The following is a 19,151-nucleotide window of genomic DNA, read 5'->3' as shown; positions in this document are numbered from 1 at the left end:
TCAGCGGGCCAGGCCCAGGGTGACCCCGAGGCCCACGAGGACCGAGCCGATCCCCCGGTTCAGCGCCTTCTGCCGACGGAGCACCGCGGTGCGCAGCCGCGCGTGGGAGAAGAACAGCGCCACCAGGCCGAACCACCCGAAGTGGGCCAGGGACATGAACAGCCCGTAGCCCGCCTGCTGCCAGAGGGCCGTGTCCGGCCCGACGACCTGGGTGAACGTGGACACGACGAACAGGGTGGTCTTGGGGTTCAGCACATTGGTGAGGAAGCCGGTGCGCAGGGCCCCGAGACCACTCAGGCCGCTCTTCCCGTCCAGGTCGACGGTGAGTTCGCCGCGGTCGAGGAAGGTCCGGACGCCGATGTACACGAGGTAGACGGCACCCGCCAGCTTGATCGCGGTGAACAGCGTCGTGGACGAGGCGATCAGGAGGCCCACACCGAGCATGGTGTAGGTGACGTGGACCAGGACACCCGCGGCGACCCCCGCGGCTCCCAGCAGGCCGGTCCTGCGCCCGTACAGACAGCTGTTGCGGACGACCATCGCGAAGTCGGCGCCGGGGCTGATCACGGCGAGCACGGTGATCAGGGCGACGGCGAGGATCTCGGTCACGTTCTTCCCCCTCGGTCGGCTGCGGTTCCCGGCCGTACGGCCGGTGCTCGTCCGGGCGCTTCCGGCTCAGTCCTTGTGCAGGGTGTACGCCGACGAGGGGGCCGGCACCGGCCCGGCGGCGGGCGTCGCCGTGAGCTCCCGGGCCAGCAGCGTGGCCCCGGCGACGGCGCCCGGCATCAGGAACACGGCGACGAAGGGGACGAGGAAGGCGAGCGTGAGCGGGACCCCGAAGCCCAGCACCATCATGCGGCGGCCGCGCAGCAGCGCGAGCCGGTCCTTCAGGACCATGCCACGGCGCTGGAGGGCGACGGAGGTGAGTTCCTCGGAGAGGAAGTAGCCGGAGACGCAGAAGCCCAGGACGGGGATCACGGTCTGCCCGATGACGGGGATGAACCCGAGGGCGAAGAGCACCACCCCGTACAGCACGACGCGCAGCAGGATGCGGACGGAGTCGCGCGCGGAGATCCACAGCTCCCGAAAGAGCGGCAGGCCCGACTCCGGCACCTCACCGCCCTCGGTGCGGTCGACCTCCTCGGAGAGGGACTCGTAGAACGGCTGGCCCACCAGCAGGGTCACCGCGGTGAAGGTGATGACCGCGAGGAACGTCCCGAACACGAAGACCAGGACGACCAGGGTGTTGCGCAGGAGGCCCAGCCAGGGCGAGGACCAGTCGTCGGCGAACGGGGTGGCCCAGGCGACGAAGTCGTCGGCGCCGTAGCCCAGTCCGACCAGCGCGGCAGCGTAGATGACGAGGGTGACCAGCGCCGGCAGCAGGCCGAAGCCGAACCAGCGGCCGTGCCCGAACGCCCAGCGCTGGCCCTTGATCAAGTAACCGAAACCCGCCCCGAGATCACTCATGGCGTCAGCGTACCCAGGCCGGACGGACCCCCGTGCGCCGGTCGGTCTTACGCGAACCATTGACACTTCACCCGGCCCGTCATTACGGTCACGCCAGCATTTCGAACGAGCGACGAAATACCGAACACGTTGAGAGGCAACACACGTGCGCATCACCGGAATCAGCACGCATGTCGTCGGCACGCCGTGGCGCAACCTCACCTACGTCCAGGTTCACACCGATGAGGGCCTCACCGGTGTCGGCGAGACCCGCATGCTCGGCCGTACGGACGCGCTGCTCGGCTATCTGCGGGAGGCGTCGGCCAACCACATCGAGGGGTCCGACCCGTTCGCGATCGAGGACCTCGTCCGCCGCATGAAGTACGGCGACTACGGGCGGGCCGGGGAGATCGTGATGTCCGGCATCGCGGTCATCGAGATGGCCTGTTGGGACATCAAGGGCAAGGCGCTCGGCGTCCCCGTCTGGCAGCTGCTCGGCGGAAAGGTCACCGACCGGGTCAAGGCCTACGCCAACGGCTGGTACACCACCGAGCGGACCCCGGAGGCGTACCACAAGGCGGCCCAGGGAGTCGTCGAGCGCGGTTACCGGGCGCTGAAGATCGACCCCTTCGGTACGGGGCACTTCGAGCTGGGCCAGGAGGAGACCCGCTACGCCGTGTCCCTCATCGAGGCCGTGCGGGACGCGATCGGGCCCGACACCGAGCTGATGCTGGAGATGCACGGCCGGTTCAGCCCGTCGACGGCGGTGCGGATCGCCCGTGAGATGGCGCCGTTCAAGCCCGCGTGGCTGGAGGAGCCGGTGCCGCCGGAGAACCTCAAGGCGCTGAGCAAGGTCGCGGAGAAGGTCGACCTGCCGATCGCGACCGGTGAACGCATCCACGACCGGATCGAGTTCCGTGAGCTCTTCGAGTCGCAGGCCGCCGACATCATCCAGCCGGACGTCGGCCACATCGGCGGCATCCTGGAGACCCGCAAGCTCGCTGCGACCGCGGAGACCCACTACACGCTGATCGCCCCGCACAACGTGGGCGGTTCGGTGCTGACCGCGGCCAGCCTCCAGGTCGCGGGCTGCACCCCGAACTTCAAGATCCTGGAACACTTCAACGACTTCGCGGACGCCGACATCAAGAAGGTCGTCAAGGGCGCCCCGGCCGTCGACCCCGCGACCGGCTGCTTCGAACTCTCCGACGCCCCGGGTCTCGGCGTGGAGCTGGACGTCGACGCGGCCGCGGAGTTCCCGCAGCAGCAGGCGCGGTTCGACCTGTGGGCGGACGGCTGGGAGAAGAGGCAGCCCAAGTGACCTCTGCATCCCGCTCGTTGACCATCGACTCGCCGGGCAGTCACCGGCTGGCCGAGGGCCCGCTCCCGGAGCCGGGCCCCGGCGAGGTCAGGGTGCGGGTGGCCGCCGCCGGGATCTGCATGAGCGACCGCGAGGTGTACGACGGCCACCGTGACCCCGCCTACGTGCGCTACCCGGTGGTGCCGGGCCACGAGTGGTCGGGAACCGTCGACGCGGTGGGCGAGGGCGTCGATCCCGCGCTGACCGGCCGGCGCACGGTCGCCGAGGGCTTCCGGGCGTGCGGGCGCTGCGAGCGGTGCCGGTACGGGGAGACCTCCCTGTGCACGGCGGGATACGACGAGACGGGGTTCACCCGGCCCGGCGCGTTCGCCGACCACCTGGTGGTCCCCGCGCGGCTGCTGCACCCACTGGCCGACGACGCCGACCTGCGGGCCGCGGCCCTGCTGGAGCCCGCCGCGGTGATCGCGGCGGCGGTACGGGCCGGGGCGCCCGAGCCGGGTGAGCGGATCGCCGTACTGGGTGCGGGCACGCTCGGCCTGCTGGCGGTGCAGCTGCTGGCGGCGGTGTCACCCGCGGAGCTCACCGTGATCGACCCGAGGGCTGGACGGGCCGCCCAGGCCCTGGACTTCGGGGCGAGCGAGGCGCGGGTGCCCAAGGAGGCCGAGGAGGTGCGGGGCCGCTACGACCTGGTCGTGGAGACGGCCGGAGCGCCGTCGACCGCGGCCGACGCGTGCCTGCTGGCGCGGCGCGGCGGGCGGGTGGTGCTGACCGGGATGTTCACCCCGGGCGCCGTGGGCATCGACCCGGTGCACCTGTCGCTGAGCCAGCTCACCGTGCGCAGCGTCTTCGGTGCGCCCTCGTCGGCCTGGTCGTACGCGGTGCGGGCGTTCACGGCCGGGCTGCTCGACCCGGCGCCGCTGATCACCCACGAGTTCCCGCTGGAGAGGTTCGCCGAAGCCGTGGCGCTGGTGGGATCCGGGAATCCGGAGACCGGGAAGGTGCTGCTGCGGCCGTGAAGGGCCCGCCCTGATCCGTACGCCGGTACGGCGGCGTCCTGACCGCCTCCGTACCGGCGTACTCCCAAAGATCCGAACTTCGTCCGAAATACCGAACGTGAAGGACCAGTCGTGACCGACGCCCCTGTCTCTTCCCCCGGTGCCGCCGGCGCCCGCCGCCCCGGTGACGCCGTGCTCACCGCGCTCGGCCTCGGCCCGGCGCCCCTGTCCCCGGCGGACACCTCCCCGCACTCCTTCCCCGACGGCGGGAGCTGGCGCACCGAGGTGCCGTCCGTGGAGGGTCCGGAGGCCCTCGGTGTCGTGCTCAAGGAGTCCGCGAGGCTCGACGTCCCGGTCCACCGCATCAGTCAGGGCAGCGGCATCTGGATGCTGACGGACGCGGAGATCACCGAGATGGTGGAGGGCTGCGCCGAACGGGACATCGAGCTCTGCCTCTTCACGGGGCCACGCGGCACCTGGGACACCGGCGCCTCGGTCCGTACGGACTCCGGCGGCGCGGGTCTGCGCTCGCGCGGCCACGACGCTCTGGCCGGCTGTGTCGAGGACGCCCTGCGGGCCACCGGGCTGGGCGTGAAGTGCCTGCTCGTGGCCGACGAGGGGGTGCTGTGGACCCTGCACCGGCTGCGTGAGCAGGGTGTCCTGCCCGCGGACACCACCTTCAAGGTGTCGGCGCTCATCGGCCCGGTGAACCCGGCCTCGTACGCCGTGTTCGAGCAGCTCGGCGCGGACTCGATCAACATCCCGTCCGACCTGACGCTCGCCCAGCTCACCGAGATCCGCCGGGTCTCCGGGGCCCCGATGGACCTCTACATCGAGGCCCCGGACGACCTCGGCGGCTACGTGCGGATGTACGAGGCCGCCGAACTGATCCGGCGCGGCGCGCCGCTCTACCTGAAGTTCGGCCTCTCCAAGTCGCCCGGCATCTATCCGTACGGCCAGCACCTGCGGGAGCTGGCGCTCGCCACCGCGAAGGAGCGGGTGCGGCGCGGCCGGCTCGCGCTGGACCTGCTCGCGCGGCACGGGGCGGACGGAGGCATGGCCCAGCTCGGCAGCAGGCTGCCGGGCCCGCTCAACCGGTTCGGCATCTCGTCATAACGTTCCGGAAACTTCGCTCCACAAAAGAAGACACAGCCGCGCACAATCCCACACACCTGTTCTCGGTCGATCCGCCCCCGGCGGTCCGCACCGTCGGACCGAGCCCTGACCCACATCAAGGATGATGACTATGCGCAACCGCAGAGCCGCACTTGCCGCCATAGCCTCCGCCGCCTCCCTCGCTCTCGCCCTGACCGCCTGTGGCCAGAACAGCGAGGGTGGCAGCGAGGAGAAGAAGGGGAGCGCCGACGGAGGCACCATCGGCATCGCGATGCCGACCAAGTCCTCGGAGCGCTGGATCTCCGACGGCGCCAACGTCGTGAAGGAACTGAAGGCCAAGGGTTACGAGACCAAGCTCGCCTACGGCGAGGACGACCCGGACCAGCAGGTCTCGCAGATCGAGAACATGATCACGCAGGGCGTCGACGCCCTGATCGTCGCCGCGATCGACAACAAGTCCCTCGACAACGTGCTGCAGCAGGCCAAGGACGCCGACATCCCGGTGATCTCCTACGACCGGCTGATCCTCGGCTCGTCGAACGTCGACTACTACGCCTCCTTCGACAACGAGAAGGTCGGCGAGCTGCAGGGCACGTACATCGTGGACAAGCTCGGCCTGGGGGACGGCAAGAAGGGCCCCTTCAGCATCGAGCTGTTCGCCGGTTCCAACGACGACAACAACACCAAGTACTTCTTCCAGGGCGCGATGAACGTCCTCAAGCCGTACGTGGACAAGGGCGAGCTGGTCGTCAGGTCCAAGCAGACCGCCCTCAACCAGGTCACCACCCTGCGCTGGGACGGCGGCACCGCGCAGAAGCGCATGGACGACCTGCTGACGTCCAGCTACCGCAGCGCCCGGGTCGACGCCGTGCTCTCTCCGTACGACGGCATCTCCATCGGCATCCTCTCCGCCCTGAAGTCGGACGGCTACGGCACCGCGGCCAAGCCGATGCCGGTCGTCACGGGCCAGGACGCCGAGGTCGCCTCGGTGAAGTCGATCATCACGGGCGAGCAGACGCAGACCGTCTACAAGGACCTGCGCAAGCTCGCCGAGGTCGCCTCGAACATGGTCGACGCGGTCCTGAACGACAAGAAGCCCGAGACCAACGACACCAAGTCCTACGACAACGGTGCCAAGGTCGTCCCCGCCTTCCTGCTGCAGCCGGTCAGCGTCGACAAGGCCAACTACAAGGAGGTCCTCGTCGACGGCGGCTACTACACCGAGAACGACCTCAAGTAACCGGGCCCCCTCAAGGATTGGAAGGCAAGACCATGGCGGGACCCGTCCTGGAAATGCGCTCGATCGTCAAGACCTTTCCCGGCGTCAAGGCGCTCTCGGACGTCACACTGACCGTCCGTCAGGGCGAGGTCCACGCCATCTGCGGAGAGAACGGCGCCGGCAAGTCGACCCTGATGAAGGTGCTCTCCGGCGTCCATCCGCACGGCAGTTACGAGGGGGACATCCTCTTCGAGGGCGAGGCCTGCCGGTTCAAGGACATCCGGGCGAGCGAGCAGCACGGCATCGTGATCATCCACCAGGAGCTGGCGCTGGTGCCGTACCTCTCCATCGCGGAGAACATCTTCCTCGGCAACGAGCACGCCAAGCGCGGACTGATCAACTGGAACGACACCCTGAAGCACGCCGGTGAACTGCTGCGCCGGGTGGGTCTCGACGAGCACCCGGAGACCCGCGTCGCCGACATCGGCGTGGGCAAGCAGCAGCTGGTGGAGATCGCCAAGGCGCTGTCGAAGAAGGTGAAGCTGCTCATCCTCGACGAGCCGACGGCGGCGCTCAACGACGAGGACAGCGGCAAACTCATCGACCTGATCCGCTCGCTGAAGGACCAGGGCATGACCTCGATCATCATCTCGCACAAGCTGAACGAGATCCGCCGGGTCGCCGACTCGGTCACGATCATCCGCGACGGGCGCTCCATCGAGACGCTCGACGTGAAGGCGGCGGAGACGACCGAGGACCGGATCATCAGCGGAATGGTCGGCCGCGACCTGGAGAACCGCTTCCCGGAGCGGACCCCGCACCACCCGGAGGAGGGGGCCGCCCCCGCCCTGGAGATCCGCAACTGGACCGTGCACCACCCCATCGACCAGCAGCGCAAGGTCGTCGACGACGTCTCGGTCGAGGTGCGGCGCGGCGAGATCGTCGGTATCGCCGGGCTCATGGGCGCCGGCCGTACCGAGCTGGCGATGAGCGTCTTCGGCCGCTCCTACGGCCGGTACGCGGGCGGCACCGTCCTGCGGGACGGCACCGAGATCCGTACGAAGACCGTCCCCGAGGCGGTCAAGCACGGCATCGCCTACGCCACCGAGGACCGCAAGCACTACGGCCTCAACCTCATCGACACCATCAACCGGAACATCTCGCTGACCGCGCTGGGCAAGGTCGCCAGGCGGGGTGTGGTCGACGAGCACGGGGAACGTCAGGTCGCCGAGGGCTTCCGCACCTCCATGAACATCAAGGCGCCGACGGTCTTCGAGCCCGTGGGCAAGCTGTCCGGCGGCAACCAGCAGAAGGTCGTCCTCAGCAAGTGGATCTTCGCGGGTCCCGAGGTGCTGATCCTGGACGAGCCCACGCGCGGCATCGACGTGGGTGCCAAGTACGAGATCTACACGGTCATCGACCAGCTGGCCGCCCAGGGCAAGGCGGTCGTCTTCATTTCATCCGAACTGCCGGAACTGCTCGGCATGTGCGACCGCATCTACACGATGGCCGCGGGACGGCTGACGGGTGAGTTCTCGCGGGCCGAGGCCTCGCAGGAAGCGCTGATGCGTCAGATGACGAAGGACAAAGAGGTAACACGATGAGCACGGACCTGACCGCCAAGACCCCGGCACCCGTGCCGCCCGGCAAAGGCGGACCGGCCTCGGGCGACGGCCTGCTGCAGCTGATGCTCGGCGGCATGCGCCGCAACATGCGCCAGTACGGCATGCTGATGGCCCTCGGCCTGATCGTGGTGCTGTTCGCGGTGTGGACGGACGGCGACCTGCTGCTGCCGCGCAACGTCTCCAACCTGGTGCTGCAGAACAGCTACATCCTGATTCTCGCGATCGGCATGATGCTCGTCATCATCGCCGGCCACATCGACCTCTCGGTCGGCTCGCTGACCGCGTTCATCGGCGCGATGGCCGCCGTGCTCATGGTCGAACACAACCTCCCCTGGCCGCTCGCGGTGGTGCTGTGCCTGGCCATCGGCGCCGTAGCGGGCTCGGTGCAGGGGTTCTTCATCGCCTACCTCGGCATACCGTCGTTCATCGTGACCCTGGCGGGCATGCTGCTCTTCCGCGGGCTGACGGAGATCTTCCTGAAGGGCCAGACCCTCGGCCCCTTCCCGAAGGACCTGCAGAAGATCGCCAACGGCTTCCTGCCCGAGGTCGGCCCCCACACCAACTACCACAACCTCACCCTGCTGCTGGGCTTCGCCCTGATCGCCTTCGTGGTGATCCAGGAGGTCCGCGACCGCAAGCGGCAGCTGGAGTTCGCCCTCGAAGTGCCGCCGGTCAAGCTGTTCCTGCTGAAGCTGGTCGCACTCGTCTCGGCCGTCCTCGTCGTCACGATGCTGCTCGCCAGCTACAAGGGCGCCCCGGTCGTGCTGCTCATCCTCGGCGTGCTGGTCGTCGGGTTCGGCTACCTGATGCGCAACGCGATCATCGGCCGCCACATCTACGCCATCGGCGGCAACCTGCCCGCGGCCAAGCTGTCAGGCGTGAAGGACAAGAAGGTCACCTTCCTGGTCTTCCTGAACATGGGCATGCTCGCGGCCCTGGCGGGTCTAGTCTTCGCCGCCCGCTTCAACGCGGCCTCGCCCAAGGCGGGCCTCAACTTCGAGCTGGAGGCCATCGCCGCCTCGTTCATCGGCGGCGCGTCGATGAGCGGCGGCGTCGGCACGGTCCTCGGCGCGATCATCGGCGGTCTGGTCCTGGGCGTGCTGAACAACGGTATGAACCTCGTCGGCATCGGCACCGACTGGCAGCAGGTCATCAAGGGCGCGGTACTGCTGGCCGCGGTCGGCTTCGACGTCTGGAACAAGCGCAAGGTCGGCTCGTAACACCCCTTCATCCGACAGGAGTTGTTCATGACCTTCACGACCGGAACCAGCAGACGCACGGTCCTGGCGGCCACGGCCGCCGCCGGGCTGGCCATGGCGGCGGGCGCCCCCGCCGCGCACGCCGCGGCCACCGGACGCACCCCGTCCAAGGAGCTCTTCGGCACGCTCGCCGACGGGACGAAGGTGTACCGCTGGACCCTCGCCAACGGTGGGACCCGGCTCAAGGTCCTCTCCTGGGGCGGTGTCGTCCAGTCCCTGGAGACCCCGGACCGCAGGGGCCGGACGGCGAACGTCTCGCTCGGCTTCGACAACCTCGCGGACTACGTGGCGAAGTCCCCGTATTTCGGCGGTCTGATCGGCCGGTACGGCAACCGCATCGCCGAGGGGCGCTTCACCCTCGACGGTGTCACGCACCAACTGCCGGTCAACGACGGTCCGAACAGCCTGCACGGCGGGGACCAGGGCTTCGACAAGCGGGTCTGGGACGTGACTCCCTTCACCGAGCGCGGCGACGTCGGGCTGGTCCTGACCCGGACCAGTCCGGACGGCGAGGCCGGCTACCCGGGCGCGCTCGCCGTCCGGGTCGTCTACACCCTCACCTCCCGGGGCGAGTGGCGCATCGACTACACGGCGACCACGGACCGGGCCACCGTCCTCAACCTGACCAGCCACGCCTACTTCAACCTGGCGGGCGAGGGCAGCGGCAGCGTCGACGGGCACCTGCTGGAGCTGGCCGCCGCGCGCTACACCCCGGTCGGCCCGACGCTCATCCCGACGGGCGAGCTCGCCCCGGTGGCGCGTACGCCGTTCGACTTCCGGCGGCCCCGGGCCATCGGGGAGGCCGTCCGCACCCCGCACGAGCAGATCGGCCACGGGCAGGGGATCGACCACAACTACGCACTGGACAAGGGGATCACGGCCCGCCCGGAGTACGCGCTGACCGTGACGGATCCCGGCTCCGGCCGGGTGATGAAGATGTACACGACGGAGCCCGGCATGCAGGTCTACACGGGGAACTTCCTCGACGGGACCCTGACCGGCACCTCCGGCCGGGTCTACCGTCAGGGTGACGCGTTCTGCCTGGAGTCCCAGCACTTCCCGGACTCCCCCAACCAGCCGTCGTTCCCCTCGACGGTGCTGCGGCCGGGTGACACCTTCCGCTCGACGACGGTGCACGCCTTCTCGGCACGCTGAAGCCTGCCCGCGCAGCCGGACGGCGCCCTCCCCCGGCGGGGAGGGCGCCGTCCGCCGTCGTCAGACGAGCCGGATCATGTTCCAGGACAGCGGCTCCAGGGCGGCCTTCAGCGTGCCGTCCGCCAGCTCCGTGCCCTCTGCGGCGTGCGGGACCACCCGCTCGGGCTCCGCGAGGGTGTTGCGGGCCTCCGGGTCGGCGTCCGCGACGACCTGGTGCTCGGCGACCCGGTCCAGGCCCAGCCCGGCCAGGGCGACTTCGAGCGGCAGCACGGCGTCCTGGCTGCGGTTGACGGCGAAGACGGTGACGGCACCCGTCTCCGGGTCCCGTACGGCGGTGGCGTGCAGCAGGTCCGCCTCTCCGTACTTCGCCGTCCCGTACGTGGGCGAGTCCACCCGTACGTCCAGGACCTGGCCCCGTCCGTACCGCGCGGCCTGGGCGAAGGGGAAGAAGGTGGTCTGCCGCCAGGCGGGGCCGCCGGGCTCGGTCATGATGGGCGCGATCACGTTGACCAGTTGGGCGAGACAGGCGACGGTCACCCGGTCCGCGTGGCGCAGCAGCGCGATGAGCAGGCTGCCGAAGACGACGGCGTCGGTGACGCTGTAGTTGTCCTCCAGCAGCCGGGGCGCCTCGGGCCAGTCGAGGGGGTTCTCCTCCGCCTCCTTCTGGTAGCGGCTCAGGTACCAGACGTTCCACTCGTCGAAGGAGAGATCGATCTTCTTCGTGGACTTCAGGCGCGCGCCCACGTGGTCACAGGTCGCGACGACGCTCTCGATGAAGGACTCCATGTCCACGGCCGAGGCGAGGAAGGAGTCGCGGTCACCGTCGGTCTCCTCGTAGTAGGCGTGCAGCGAGACGTAGTCGACGAGGTCGTAGGTCTCGGCGAGGACAGTCGCCTCCCAGGCCGCGAAGGTCGGCATCGCTCGGCTGGAGGACCCGCAGGCGACGAGCTGGACGGACGGGTCGATCTGCCGCATCGCACGCGCGGTCTCGGCCGCGAGCCGCCCGTACTCCTCGGCGGTCTTGTGGCCGGTCTGCCACGGACCGTCCATCTCGTTGCCCAGACACCACAGCCTGATCCCGAAGGGGTCCTTGTCGCCGTGGCCGATCCGGCGGTCGGAGAGTTCGGTCCCGGAGGGGTGGTTGGCGTACTCCTGGAGCTGGATGGCCTCCTGGACCCCGCGGGTGCCGAGGTTGACCGCGAGCATCGGCTCGGCCTGCGGGCCGATCTTCCGGAGGAAGTCGATGTACTCGGAGAGGCCGAAACGATTCGTCTCGGTGGAGCGCCAGGCCAGGTCGAGACGGCGGGGGCGCTCGTCGGCGGGGCCGACGCTGTCCTCCCAGCGGTAGCCGGAGACGAAGTTGCCGCCGGGGTAGCGGATGGCGGTGACACCGAGTTCACGGACGAGATCCAGGACGTCGGTGCGCAGTCCGGCTTCGTCCGCCGACGGGTGGCCGGGCTCGAAGATGCCGTCGTAGACACAGCGGCCGAGGTGCTCGACGAAGGAGCCGAAGAGCCTGGGGTCGACGTCGCCGACGGTGAAGGCCGGGTCGAGGGTGAAGCGCGCGGTGCGGGTCATGGCTTCCTTATTCGTTCGATATTTCGAATGCTGCTCGTAACCTCGAACGGACCGTAAGTTTCCACCTCCATGGCCGTCAATGCCCCTGCGCGCGCTTCTCGGGATACGGGCGGGGCACACGACCGAGGGCCGCACCCCTGTGACGGGATGCGGCCCTCGGACGTACGCGGATCAGGCGGGAGTCACTGCTCAGGTCAGGCGACCGACAGCTCCACCTTGATGTTGCCCCGGGTGGCGTTCGAGTACGGGCACACCTGGTGCGCCTTCTCGATGAGCGCCTGCGCGGTGGCCGTGTCGACGTTCGGGATGGAGGCGCTGATCGCGACCTCCAGGCCGAAGCCGCCCGCCTCGGTCTTGCCGATGGAGACCGACGCGGTCACCGTCGAACCGGAGATGTCGGCCTTCTCCTGGCGGGCGACCACACCGAGCGCCCCCTGGAAGCAGGCGCTGTAGCCGGCCGCGAAGAGCTGCTCGGGGTTGGTCCCCGCGCCGCTGCCGCCCATCTCCTTCGGCGGGTTGACGACGACGTCGAGCTTGCCGTCGTCGGAGGAGACGCGGCCGTCACGGCCGTTCTCGGCGGTGGCGACGGCGGTGTAGGCGACGTCGATGCTCTGGATGGTCATACGGGTGATCCTCCTGCTGATGCGTCGCGACTCGCGCCCACGACCGCGACGGTCTGCGCCGAGCCTAGCGGGTGGCGGTGCGTGGGGCGGGACCGCCGTCGGGCACACATGGGATAGGCATGGACCATGCAGACATTCCTGCCGTACGCCGATTTCGGCCGGAGCGCCCTCACGCTGGACCCGCGGCGGCTGGGCAAGCAGCGGGTCGAGACGATCCAGGTCCTGCGCGGGCTGACCGTCCCCGGCTACGGCTGGCGGCACCACCCCGCGGTCCGCATGTGGACCGGCTACGAGGAGGCACTCGTGCGCTACGGCCTGGACATGTGCGCCGCGTGGACCGCCGAGGGCAGAGCGGACACCTGCGCGGCGACGCTGCGCAAGGACCTCGCCGCGGCACTCGGACGCTCCACCGTGCGGTCGGAGGCGGAACTCGCGGCGGAGGGCGAGCTTCCCCCGTGGCTGGGTGACGAGGCGCTGCACGAGAGCCACCGCTCCGCGCTCGTACGCAAGGACCCGGCCTTCTACCGCCCCCTGTTCCCGGACGTGCCGCCCGATCTGCCGTACGTCTGGCCTCCCTCGGACCGCGAGGGGCGGTGACGGACGGCTTCACGGGCGGCCGGGACCGGTCAGGCGTCCAGCGAGACGATCATCTTGCCGGTGTTCTCGCCGCGCAGCAGGCCGACGAAGGCGTCGTAGCCGTTCTCGATGCCCTCGACCTTCGTCTCGCGGTACTTGAGCTCGCCGGAGGCGAGCCAGCCGGCCACCTCCTGGACGAACTGCGGCTGGAGCGCGGCGTGGTCGCCGACCAGGATGCCCTGCAGGCGCAGCCGCTTGCCGATGACGAGCGCCAGGTTGCGCGGGCCCGGCGTGGGCTCCGTGGCGTTGTACTGGGCGATCATTCCGCAGATGGTGGCGCGGCCGTGGACGTTGAACGCGGAGATCGCGGCCTCCAGGTGTTCACCGCCGACGTTGTCGAAGTAGACGTCGATGCCGTCGGGGGCGGCCTCGGCGAGCTGCTCCCGGACGGGGCCGTTCTTGTAGTTGAAGGCCGCGTCGAATCCGTACTCCTCGACGAGGAGCTTGACCTTCTCGTCGGAGCCGGCCGAGCCGATGACCCGGGAGGCACCCTTGATCTTCGCCATCTGGCCGACCTGGCTTCCGACCGCGCCGGCCGCGCCGGAGACGAAGACGGCGTCGCCCTCCTTGAAGGAGGCGACCTCGAAGAGGCCTGCGTAGGCGGTGAGCCCCGGCATGCCGAGCACGCCGAGGTAGGCGGAGAGCGGGGCGATCGAACCGTCGACCTTGACCGCGTGCTTGGCCGGGACGTCGGCGTACTCGCGCCAGCCGAGGCCGTGCAGGACGTGGTCGCCCACGGCGAAGCCCTCGGCGTTCGACGCGACGACCTCGCCGACCGCGCCGCCGTCCATGGGGTGGTCGAGCTTGAAGGGCGGGGTGTACGACTTCACGTCGTTCATCCGGCCGCGCATGTAGGGGTCGACCGAGAAGTGGAGGTTGCGGACGAGGACGCGGCCCTCACCGGGGGCGGTCACCGGCGCCTCGCGCAGCGCGAAGTCCGAGGCCTCGGGCCAGCCGTGCGGGCGGGCGACGAGGTGCCATTCGCGGCTGGACGTGGGGAGTGCAGACATGGGCTCGGGGTCTCCTCGATGTCGTACGGGGGGAAGCGAAAAGCTTCAGGACATGAAACAACCATGCGTCCAGATATTTCACCTTGTCAAGTAATTCGGTACCCTGGGTGTCATGGCCACCCAGTCGCGCACGGATCCGCTCACCCTCGACGTCATCCAGCTGATCGCCGGAGTCGTGGCGCGCTACCACGAGGAGTACGACCGGGCCGCGGCCACGCACGCGCTGACCGGTGCGCAGGCCAGGGTGCTCGGGCTGCTCTCCCTGGAGCCGATGCCCATGCGCAAGGTTGCCCGGAAACTGAAGTGCGAACCGTCCAACATCACCGGCATAGTCGACCGGCTTGAGCTCCGAGGCCTGGTGGAACGCCGCCCGGACCCGGCCGACCGGAGGATCAAGCTCGCCGCCCCGACCGAGGAGGGCATGCGGACGGCCGGGCATCTGCGGGACGCTCTGGACTTCGCCCGGGAACCCCTGGCCGAACTGTCGGAGTCGGAGCGGACGGTGCTGCGCGACCTGCTGCGCAGGATGCTCGGCGAGGACGACGTCTGAGGGCTGCCCCTCACCGCGTCAGGGGCAGAAGATCCACCAGATGCAGGTCTCCGTCGGCGACGGAGTGGGGGCGGGCTCGTCCGAGGGCTCGGGCGACGTCGGGGCCGTGGTCGGCTCCCCGGCCCCCGGGGGCTCGGCCGGCGTATCCGTCGGGTCCGGGTCCGCTGGGGCGGGGGCGGACGGTGAGGGGACTTCCGGGGCGGAGGACGGCGGGGGCGCCGCCGGCTCGGCGGTGCGGGAGGGAGCCCCCGTGGCCGTCGCGGAGTGGGAATCGGTGACCGGTACGACGGTGGGCGCGCCCACCGGCCCGGGATCGTCGGGCTCCGCGCTCGACGAGGCGGACGGGAGAGGCTCGGTGGGGGACGACGTGGCCTCGCTCACGTACTCCGAGGCACCGCTGTCACCCCCCGGCTCCATGGCCAGCTCCGCCAGACTCAACGCCCCCAGCGCCAGCACGAGGCCCGCCGCCGTCAGCAGCAGAGCGCGGCCACGCCGGCGGTGCGTACGGCGGCCGGGCCTGCGGGCGGCGGCCCGGGCGCGGCGGCGGTGGCCGGCCGGCCCGGAGGCCACCGGCGTCTCGTCGGCGGGCTCCGCCGCGCGGCCGGGACCGTACGCGACGGCATAGGGGACCAGTGCGTCGGCCGGGGTCCCGCAACCCGCGCAGGCCAACGCCCCGTTGAGGTGCCGTCGGCACGGGTGGCAGTAATCCATCGCGCCCGCAGACTAGACGCGCGGCGAACTGCGCAGGAAGGCACGCAGGTGAGGATCCTGTGTGGAATCGGGGACTCCGGGGGCGCGCCGCTCTCCGCGTTGACGCGGCAGGATGGCTTCCATGACCGCTCCCGCCCCGTTCGGGCCGCTCCAGTTCCAGCTCGTCCTGCTGCGCCGGATGGCCGACCACCAGCCGGACCTGGTCGAGGACGCCCGCCACGAACTGAGCGCCTCCCTGGCCGACATGCGGGAGGCGAACCGCCGCTGGCAGGCGATGCTGCGCGCCCCACGAGGCCGGGGCGCCCTGCGCCGCTACCGCTCCGTCCTGGGCGAACCCGAGTCGTCCGTACGCCGCGAGGTCGGCGACCTGGAGTGCGAGGCGCTGCTGTGGCCGCTGCCGCTCTGGCCGGACCTGCGGTTCGAGGTGATGGCGGGTCCCGGTGGAGCCGTCTGGAACGAATGGCTGGTACGGGCCCCGGGTGCCGCGGGCCCCGAACCGCGTACGGCCGCCGATCTGCGCCCCTGGTCCTGCACCGTGGACGAGGTGGCCAGGGCGTTCGCGCCGGCGCGCCCCATGGAGGGCAGCGCGCCGACCCGCTGGGCGCTGGCCTTCACCGACCCGGCGGGCGGGCGGCCCTGTGTCGCCGAGTTCACCTGGGGACTGTTCCAGCGACTGCTGCCCGGCGGCGCCTGAGGTCTGTCGCTCCGTCAGCTGCGGGTCCCCCCTACGGCTCACCCAGCGCGCGCGGCCCCGGCCACGGCGCGACGATGCCAGGACAGCCGGCTGCCGCCGGTGCCGCCCGCCAGCGCTCCCGGGAGAATCTGCCGTGACCGTCAGTCTCGAACAGTTGCGCCGCTGCCATGTCGCCGTCGATCTCGGGGCCGCGAGGACCCGGGTGTACGTCAAGGGAGTGGGCCTCGTCGTCGACGAGCCCAGTGTCGCCGCCGTCAACACGCGCACCGGCTCCCTCATCGCCGTCGGCTCGCTCGCCGAACAGATGACCGGCCGCACGCCGGCGTACATCCGGGTGGCCCGCCCGGTCTCCGGCGGCACCGTCGTCGACATCGACATGGCCCAGCGCATGCTGCGCCATCTGCTCGGTGAGAAGCTCCGCCGCCAGTTGCGCCGCAAGCCCCGGCTGCGGGCCGCCGCCTGCGTCCCGCACGACGCCGATCCGCTGGCCCAGCGGGCGGCCGTCGAGACCCTCGTGGGGCTCGGTGCGCGGCGGGTGGAGCTGGTCGACACCCTGATCGCCGCGGCCATCGGCTCCGGGCTGCCGGTCGAGCAGCCGACCGCCACCATGATCATGGTGTGCGGGGCCGCGACCACCCAGATCGCCGTGCTCTCGCTCGGCTCGATCGTGACGGCCGTGCGCATCCCCATCGGCGGCGAGGCCATCGACAACGCGGTCATCCAGCATCTGCGCCAGCACCACGAACTGATGCTGCCGACCCAGTCCGTACGCCCCCTCCAACTGGCGCTCCGGGGCAACGGCCTCACGCTCAAGGGCCCGGCGGTGACGGAGATCCACGGCCGTGACGTGGCCACCGGCCTGGCCCGCTCGGTGCAGGTCGACACCGCCGCCGTACGCCAGGCGATCCACACCCCGCTCACCGCGGTGCTCGACGGGCTGGGCAAGGTGCTGCGCGACTGCCCTCCCGACCTGGTGGCCGACATCGCGGAGTCCGGAATCATGATGGTCGGCGGCAGCGCCCTGCTGCCGGGGCTCGACCAGATGCTGCGCGACGCGACGGGCGTCCCGGTGACCATCGCCGACCGGCCCGACGTGTGCTCCGTGCTGGGGCTCGGCGCGATGCTGGACGGCACGGTCCAGCCGCTGGTCCTCACCCCGATCGCCCGCTGAGCCGGAGGGCTCGCCGGTGGCCGGTACCGGGCTCGACCTGCGGACCACCCTCCAGCACATCGTGGACACCGCCACGGCGCTGGCCGGGGCCCGCCACGGTGCCCTGGCCCTCCTCCACGGGGAGGACCGCCACGTCACCGACCTGTTCACGACCGGCATGTCCGACGGCGAACGCCGCGCCGCGGGCCCGCTCCTGGACGGGCGCACGGGCGCCCTCGGGGTCCTGGTGGACGACGCGCAGGCCGTGCGGGTCGATGACCTGACGGCGGGTACGCACCCCCGGGGCACACCCCCCGCGCACCTCCGGATGCGCTCCTTCCTCGGGGCGCCCCTCCGGGTCCACACCGAGGTGCTCGGCAGTCTCTGCCTCACCGCGGAGGAACCGGGACACTTCACCGACACCGAGCTGGCGCTGCTCCGGCTGCTGGCCTCCCAGGCGGCCGCCGCGATCGGAGGCGCCCACCTGTACGAGGCGGCGCGGCAGCGGGAGCACTGGATCGAGGGAGCGGCCGCGGTCACCCGGGCGCTGCTGACCGGGGCGGGCACGACGGACGCCCTGACGACCGTCGCCGAGCGGGCCAGGGTGCTGGCCGGCGCGGCGGCCGGGGTGATCCTCCAGCCGACCCCGGGCGGCGGGATGGAGATCGTCGCCGCCTCCACCCCCGACGATCCGGCCGGCCTCGTCGGTACGGCCATCGAGCCGGGCTCCCCCGTCCTGGTCCAGCTGCTGGGCGGCGAGGAGGTCTTCATCGAGGACTCCGCGACGGACGAGCGGATGACGACCCCGGTCCGCTCGCGCTTCGGCCCCAGCATGATGCTGCCCCTGCAGAGCGGGGGGAGGCTCATCGGCACCCTCGCCCTCCCCCGCAGGCGCGGCGGGGCGCCGTACACCGAGACGGACCGGCTGCTCGCCTCCCAGTTCGCCTCCCAGGCCGCGCTGGCCCTGGTGATGGCCGACGCACAGCACTACCGGGAACAGCTGGCCGTCTACGAGGACCGGGACCGCATCGCCCGCGACCTGCACGACCTCGTCGTGCAGCGGCTGTTCGCGACGGAGATGATGCTGGAGTCGACCCGCCGCAAGGACCTGGCCGGCGACACGGAGACCGCCGAGCTGCTCGCCAAGGCGGTCGACGAGCTGGACTCCACCATCCAGGAGGTCAGGACCACGATCTTCGCGCTCCAGCAGCCGCCCGCCGAGGCCCCCACGACATTCCGCGGCCGGGTCCTGCGCGAGACGGGCGGCGCGGCGGCGGTCCTCGGTTTCCAGCCGTCCGTCCAGTTCACCGGCGCGGTGGACGCCCTCGTGACGGAGCCGGTGGACGGTGAGCTGCTCGACGTGCTGCGCGGGGCCCTGGCCGCCGCGCACCGACGGACCGGGGTGTCGGCCGTCGAGGTGGAGGTGGACGCGGCGGCGCGGCTGCCCGACGGGCGCGCCGCGGTGCGGCTCGTGGTCGCGGACGACGGGCGCACCGAGGACGGGACCCGGTCGCCGACGGTCATCTGGCAGGCGCCGCTCTGAGCGCGATCCGGGTGTTGGAGTGGGCGACGCCCGCGTCCCTCTTCAGCCGGCGCAGCAGCGTGTCCAGGGAGCCGGGGTCGGCTGCCGTGGCACGCACGAGGTAGTCGTGGGCGCCCGTCACGTGCACCACCTCGGTGATGCCGGGCAGGGTGAGCACCGAGCGTTCGAACTCCTCGTTGGTCGTGTCGAGACGCAGGGACACGTCGATGAAGACCACGAGGCCCGAACGGGTGTCGGCGGCCGGGTCCACGATGACCGTGAAGCCACGGATCACGCCGTCGCGGCGCATGCGGCGCACACGGTCGCCCGCCGCGTTGGCGCTGAGTCCCACGCGCACACCCAGATCGCGGTACGAGATCCGGGCGTCCTCCTGGAGAATGCCGAGGATCTCTCTGTCCAGCCGGTCCATACCGGCGATTGTCGCAGCCCGGGGCCGGAAGCGACGGTCGAGCGGCCCCTCCGGGGGGCGCGGAGGGGCCCGCTGCCCATGGGGCGTCTGCCGTGCGACGGCCCTACCCGG

Annotated in this window: 19 protein-coding genes; 12 read left to right on the top strand and 7 right to left on the bottom strand. The window is 70.8% G+C overall.

Annotation, left to right across the window (positions count from 1 at the left end; translation table 11 throughout):
* Positions 1-609: a LysE family translocator gene (locus OO67_RS12000; protein ID WP_033299637.1), complete on the bottom strand. Its 609-nt coding sequence runs from the start codon at positions 607-609 to the stop codon at positions 1-3.
* A gap of 66 nt (positions 610-675) precedes the next feature.
* On the bottom strand, positions 676-1,467 hold the full coding sequence (locus OO67_RS11995) for an EI24 domain-containing protein (protein WP_033299636.1): 792 nt from the start codon (positions 1,465-1,467) through the stop codon (positions 676-678).
* Positions 1,468-1,612: 145 nt separating this feature from the next.
* On the opposite strand from OO67_RS11995, the gene OO67_RS11990 reads away from it, so the two are divergent.
* The 7 genes from OO67_RS11990 to OO67_RS11960 all read left to right on the top strand — a co-directional run bounded on the left by OO67_RS11990 (position 1,613) and on the right by OO67_RS11960 (position 10,136).
* Positions 1,613-2,767 (top strand): mandelate racemase/muconate lactonizing enzyme family protein, encoded by a 1,155-nt coding sequence (locus tag OO67_RS11990; protein WP_033299635.1) that lies wholly within the window; start codon positions 1,613-1,615, stop codon positions 2,765-2,767.
* Complete coding sequence (locus OO67_RS11985; RefSeq protein ID WP_033299634.1) at positions 2,764-3,783, top strand: zinc-dependent alcohol dehydrogenase; 1,020 nt, start codon at positions 2,764-2,766, stop codon at positions 3,781-3,783. The genes OO67_RS11990 and OO67_RS11985 overlap by 4 nt, the downstream gene beginning before the upstream one ends.
* A 111-nt stretch (positions 3,784-3,894) precedes the next feature.
* A complete protein-coding gene (locus OO67_RS11980; RefSeq protein WP_033299632.1) occupies positions 3,895-4,878 on the top strand; it encodes a hypothetical protein in 984 nt (327 codons plus the stop codon).
* A 130-nt stretch (positions 4,879-5,008) separates the two neighbouring features.
* Complete coding sequence (gene chvE / locus OO67_RS11975; RefSeq protein ID WP_033299630.1) at positions 5,009-6,118, top strand: multiple monosaccharide ABC transporter substrate-binding protein; 1,110 nt, start codon at positions 5,009-5,011, stop codon at positions 6,116-6,118.
* Between the two features lie 32 nt (positions 6,119-6,150).
* Entirely contained in the window at positions 6,151-7,701 is a 1,551-nt protein-coding gene (gene mmsA, locus OO67_RS11970; RefSeq protein ID WP_033299628.1) for a multiple monosaccharide ABC transporter ATP-binding protein, read from the top strand.
* Entirely contained in the window at positions 7,698-8,942 is a 1,245-nt protein-coding gene (gene mmsB / locus OO67_RS11965; RefSeq protein ID WP_033299627.1) for a multiple monosaccharide ABC transporter permease, read from the top strand. Before mmsA ends, mmsB begins: the two co-directional genes overlap by 4 nt.
* Positions 8,943-8,969: 27 nt before the next feature.
* Entirely contained in the window at positions 8,970-10,136 is a 1,167-nt protein-coding gene (locus OO67_RS11960) for an aldose epimerase family protein (RefSeq protein WP_033299626.1), read from the top strand.
* 60 nt (positions 10,137-10,196) lie between these two features.
* Here the strand turns inward: OO67_RS11960 and arfA are convergent, their stop codons facing one another.
* The gene (gene arfA / locus OO67_RS11955; protein WP_033299625.1) at positions 10,197-11,714 is read right to left on the bottom strand and encodes an arabinosylfuranosidase ArfA; all 1,518 of its coding nucleotides are present in this window, start codon (positions 11,712-11,714) and stop codon (positions 10,197-10,199) included.
* Between the two features lie 194 nt (positions 11,715-11,908).
* On the bottom strand, positions 11,909-12,337 hold the full coding sequence (locus tag OO67_RS11950; protein ID WP_033299623.1) for an organic hydroperoxide resistance protein: 429 nt from the start codon (positions 12,335-12,337) through the stop codon (positions 11,909-11,911).
* Positions 12,338-12,463: 126 nt separating this feature from the next.
* Here OO67_RS11950 and OO67_RS11945 point away from each other — a divergent pair, with 126 nt between their 5' ends.
* The gene (locus OO67_RS11945) at positions 12,464-12,934 is read left to right on the top strand and encodes an MSMEG_6728 family protein (RefSeq protein ID WP_033299621.1); all 471 of its coding nucleotides are present in this window, start codon (positions 12,464-12,466) and stop codon (positions 12,932-12,934) included.
* Between the two features lie 29 nt (positions 12,935-12,963).
* Here OO67_RS11945 and OO67_RS11940 read toward each other — a convergent pair whose 3' ends face one another.
* Positions 12,964-13,983, bottom strand: a complete 1,020-nt coding sequence (locus tag OO67_RS11940) for an NADP-dependent oxidoreductase (RefSeq protein WP_033299619.1) — start codon at positions 13,981-13,983, stop codon at positions 12,964-12,966.
* A gap of 112 nt (positions 13,984-14,095) precedes the next feature.
* On the opposite strand from OO67_RS11940, the gene OO67_RS11935 reads away from it, so the two are divergent.
* On the top strand, positions 14,096-14,533 hold the full coding sequence (locus tag OO67_RS11935) for a MarR family winged helix-turn-helix transcriptional regulator (protein WP_033299617.1): 438 nt from the start codon (positions 14,096-14,098) through the stop codon (positions 14,531-14,533).
* Positions 14,534-14,551: 18 nt separating this feature from the next.
* On the opposite strand, the gene OO67_RS36465 is transcribed toward OO67_RS11935, so the two are convergent.
* Positions 14,552-15,244 (bottom strand): SCO2400 family protein, encoded by a 693-nt coding sequence (locus OO67_RS36465; RefSeq protein WP_106972734.1) that lies wholly within the window; start codon positions 15,242-15,244, stop codon positions 14,552-14,554.
* Positions 15,245-15,365: 121 nt separating this feature from the next.
* Between OO67_RS36465 and OO67_RS11925 the strand changes: the two genes are divergently transcribed.
* The 3 genes from OO67_RS11925 to OO67_RS11915 all read left to right on the top strand — a co-directional run bounded on the left by OO67_RS11925 (position 15,366) and on the right by OO67_RS11915 (position 18,631).
* A complete protein-coding gene (locus OO67_RS11925; RefSeq protein ID WP_033299613.1) occupies positions 15,366-15,938 on the top strand; it encodes a hypothetical protein in 573 nt (190 codons plus the stop codon).
* 133 nt (positions 15,939-16,071) lie between these two features.
* A complete protein-coding gene (locus OO67_RS11920) occupies positions 16,072-17,109 on the top strand; it encodes a rod shape-determining protein (protein WP_033299612.1) in 1,038 nt (345 codons plus the stop codon).
* A 16-nt stretch (positions 17,110-17,125) separates the two neighbouring features.
* Positions 17,126-18,631, top strand: a complete 1,506-nt coding sequence (locus OO67_RS11915; RefSeq protein ID WP_033299608.1) for a sensor histidine kinase — start codon at positions 17,126-17,128, stop codon at positions 18,629-18,631.
* On the opposite strand, the gene OO67_RS11910 is transcribed toward OO67_RS11915, so the two are convergent.
* A complete protein-coding gene (locus OO67_RS11910) occupies positions 18,609-19,040 on the bottom strand; it encodes an Lrp/AsnC family transcriptional regulator (protein ID WP_033299607.1) in 432 nt (143 codons plus the stop codon). The two genes, OO67_RS11915 and OO67_RS11910, sit on opposite strands and share 23 nt — an antisense overlap.
* Between the last annotated feature and the right edge of the window lie 111 nt (positions 19,041-19,151).

This window comes from Streptomyces atroolivaceus (genome assembly GCF_000717025.1).
In the GTDB taxonomy this organism is placed as follows: Bacteria; Actinomycetota; Actinomycetes; order Streptomycetales; family Streptomycetaceae; genus Streptomyces; species Streptomyces atroolivaceus.
This window is presented reverse-complemented; position numbering and strand designations above follow the sequence as displayed.

What these genes read in the sequence shown, in the direction of transcription:
- OO67_RS36465 (WP_106972734.1), bottom strand. Translation starts at nt 15,244, where the DNA reads ATGGATTACTGCCACCCGTGCCGACGGCACCTCAACGGGGCGTTGGCC.
- OO67_RS11940 (WP_033299619.1), bottom strand. Translation starts at nt 13,983, where the DNA reads ATGTCTGCACTCCCCACGTCCAGCCGCGAATGGCACCTCGTCGCCCGC.
- mmsB (WP_033299627.1), top strand. Translation starts at nt 7,698, where the DNA reads ATGAGCACGGACCTGACCGCCAAGACCCCGGCACCCGTGCCGCCCGGC.
- chvE (WP_033299630.1), top strand. Translation starts at nt 5,009, where the DNA reads ATGCGCAACCGCAGAGCCGCACTTGCCGCCATAGCCTCCGCCGCCTCC.
- OO67_RS11950 (WP_033299623.1), bottom strand. Translation starts at nt 12,337, where the DNA reads ATGACCATCCAGAGCATCGACGTCGCCTACACCGCCGTCGCCACCGCC.
- arfA (WP_033299625.1), bottom strand. Translation starts at nt 11,714, where the DNA reads ATGACCCGCACCGCGCGCTTCACCCTCGACCCGGCCTTCACCGTCGGC.
- OO67_RS11910 (WP_033299607.1), bottom strand. Translation starts at nt 19,040, where the DNA reads ATGGACCGGCTGGACAGAGAGATCCTCGGCATTCTCCAGGAGGACGCC.
- mmsA (WP_033299628.1), top strand. Translation starts at nt 6,151, where the DNA reads ATGGCGGGACCCGTCCTGGAAATGCGCTCGATCGTCAAGACCTTTCCC.
- OO67_RS11945 (WP_033299621.1), top strand. Translation starts at nt 12,464, where the DNA reads ATGCAGACATTCCTGCCGTACGCCGATTTCGGCCGGAGCGCCCTCACG.
- OO67_RS11925 (WP_033299613.1), top strand. Translation starts at nt 15,366, where the DNA reads ATGACCGCTCCCGCCCCGTTCGGGCCGCTCCAGTTCCAGCTCGTCCTG.
- OO67_RS11935 (WP_033299617.1), top strand. Translation starts at nt 14,096, where the DNA reads ATGGCCACCCAGTCGCGCACGGATCCGCTCACCCTCGACGTCATCCAG.
- OO67_RS11960 (WP_033299626.1), top strand. Translation starts at nt 8,970, where the DNA reads ATGACCTTCACGACCGGAACCAGCAGACGCACGGTCCTGGCGGCCACG.
- OO67_RS11995 (WP_033299636.1), bottom strand. Translation starts at nt 1,467, where the DNA reads ATGAGTGATCTCGGGGCGGGTTTCGGTTACTTGATCAAGGGCCAGCGC.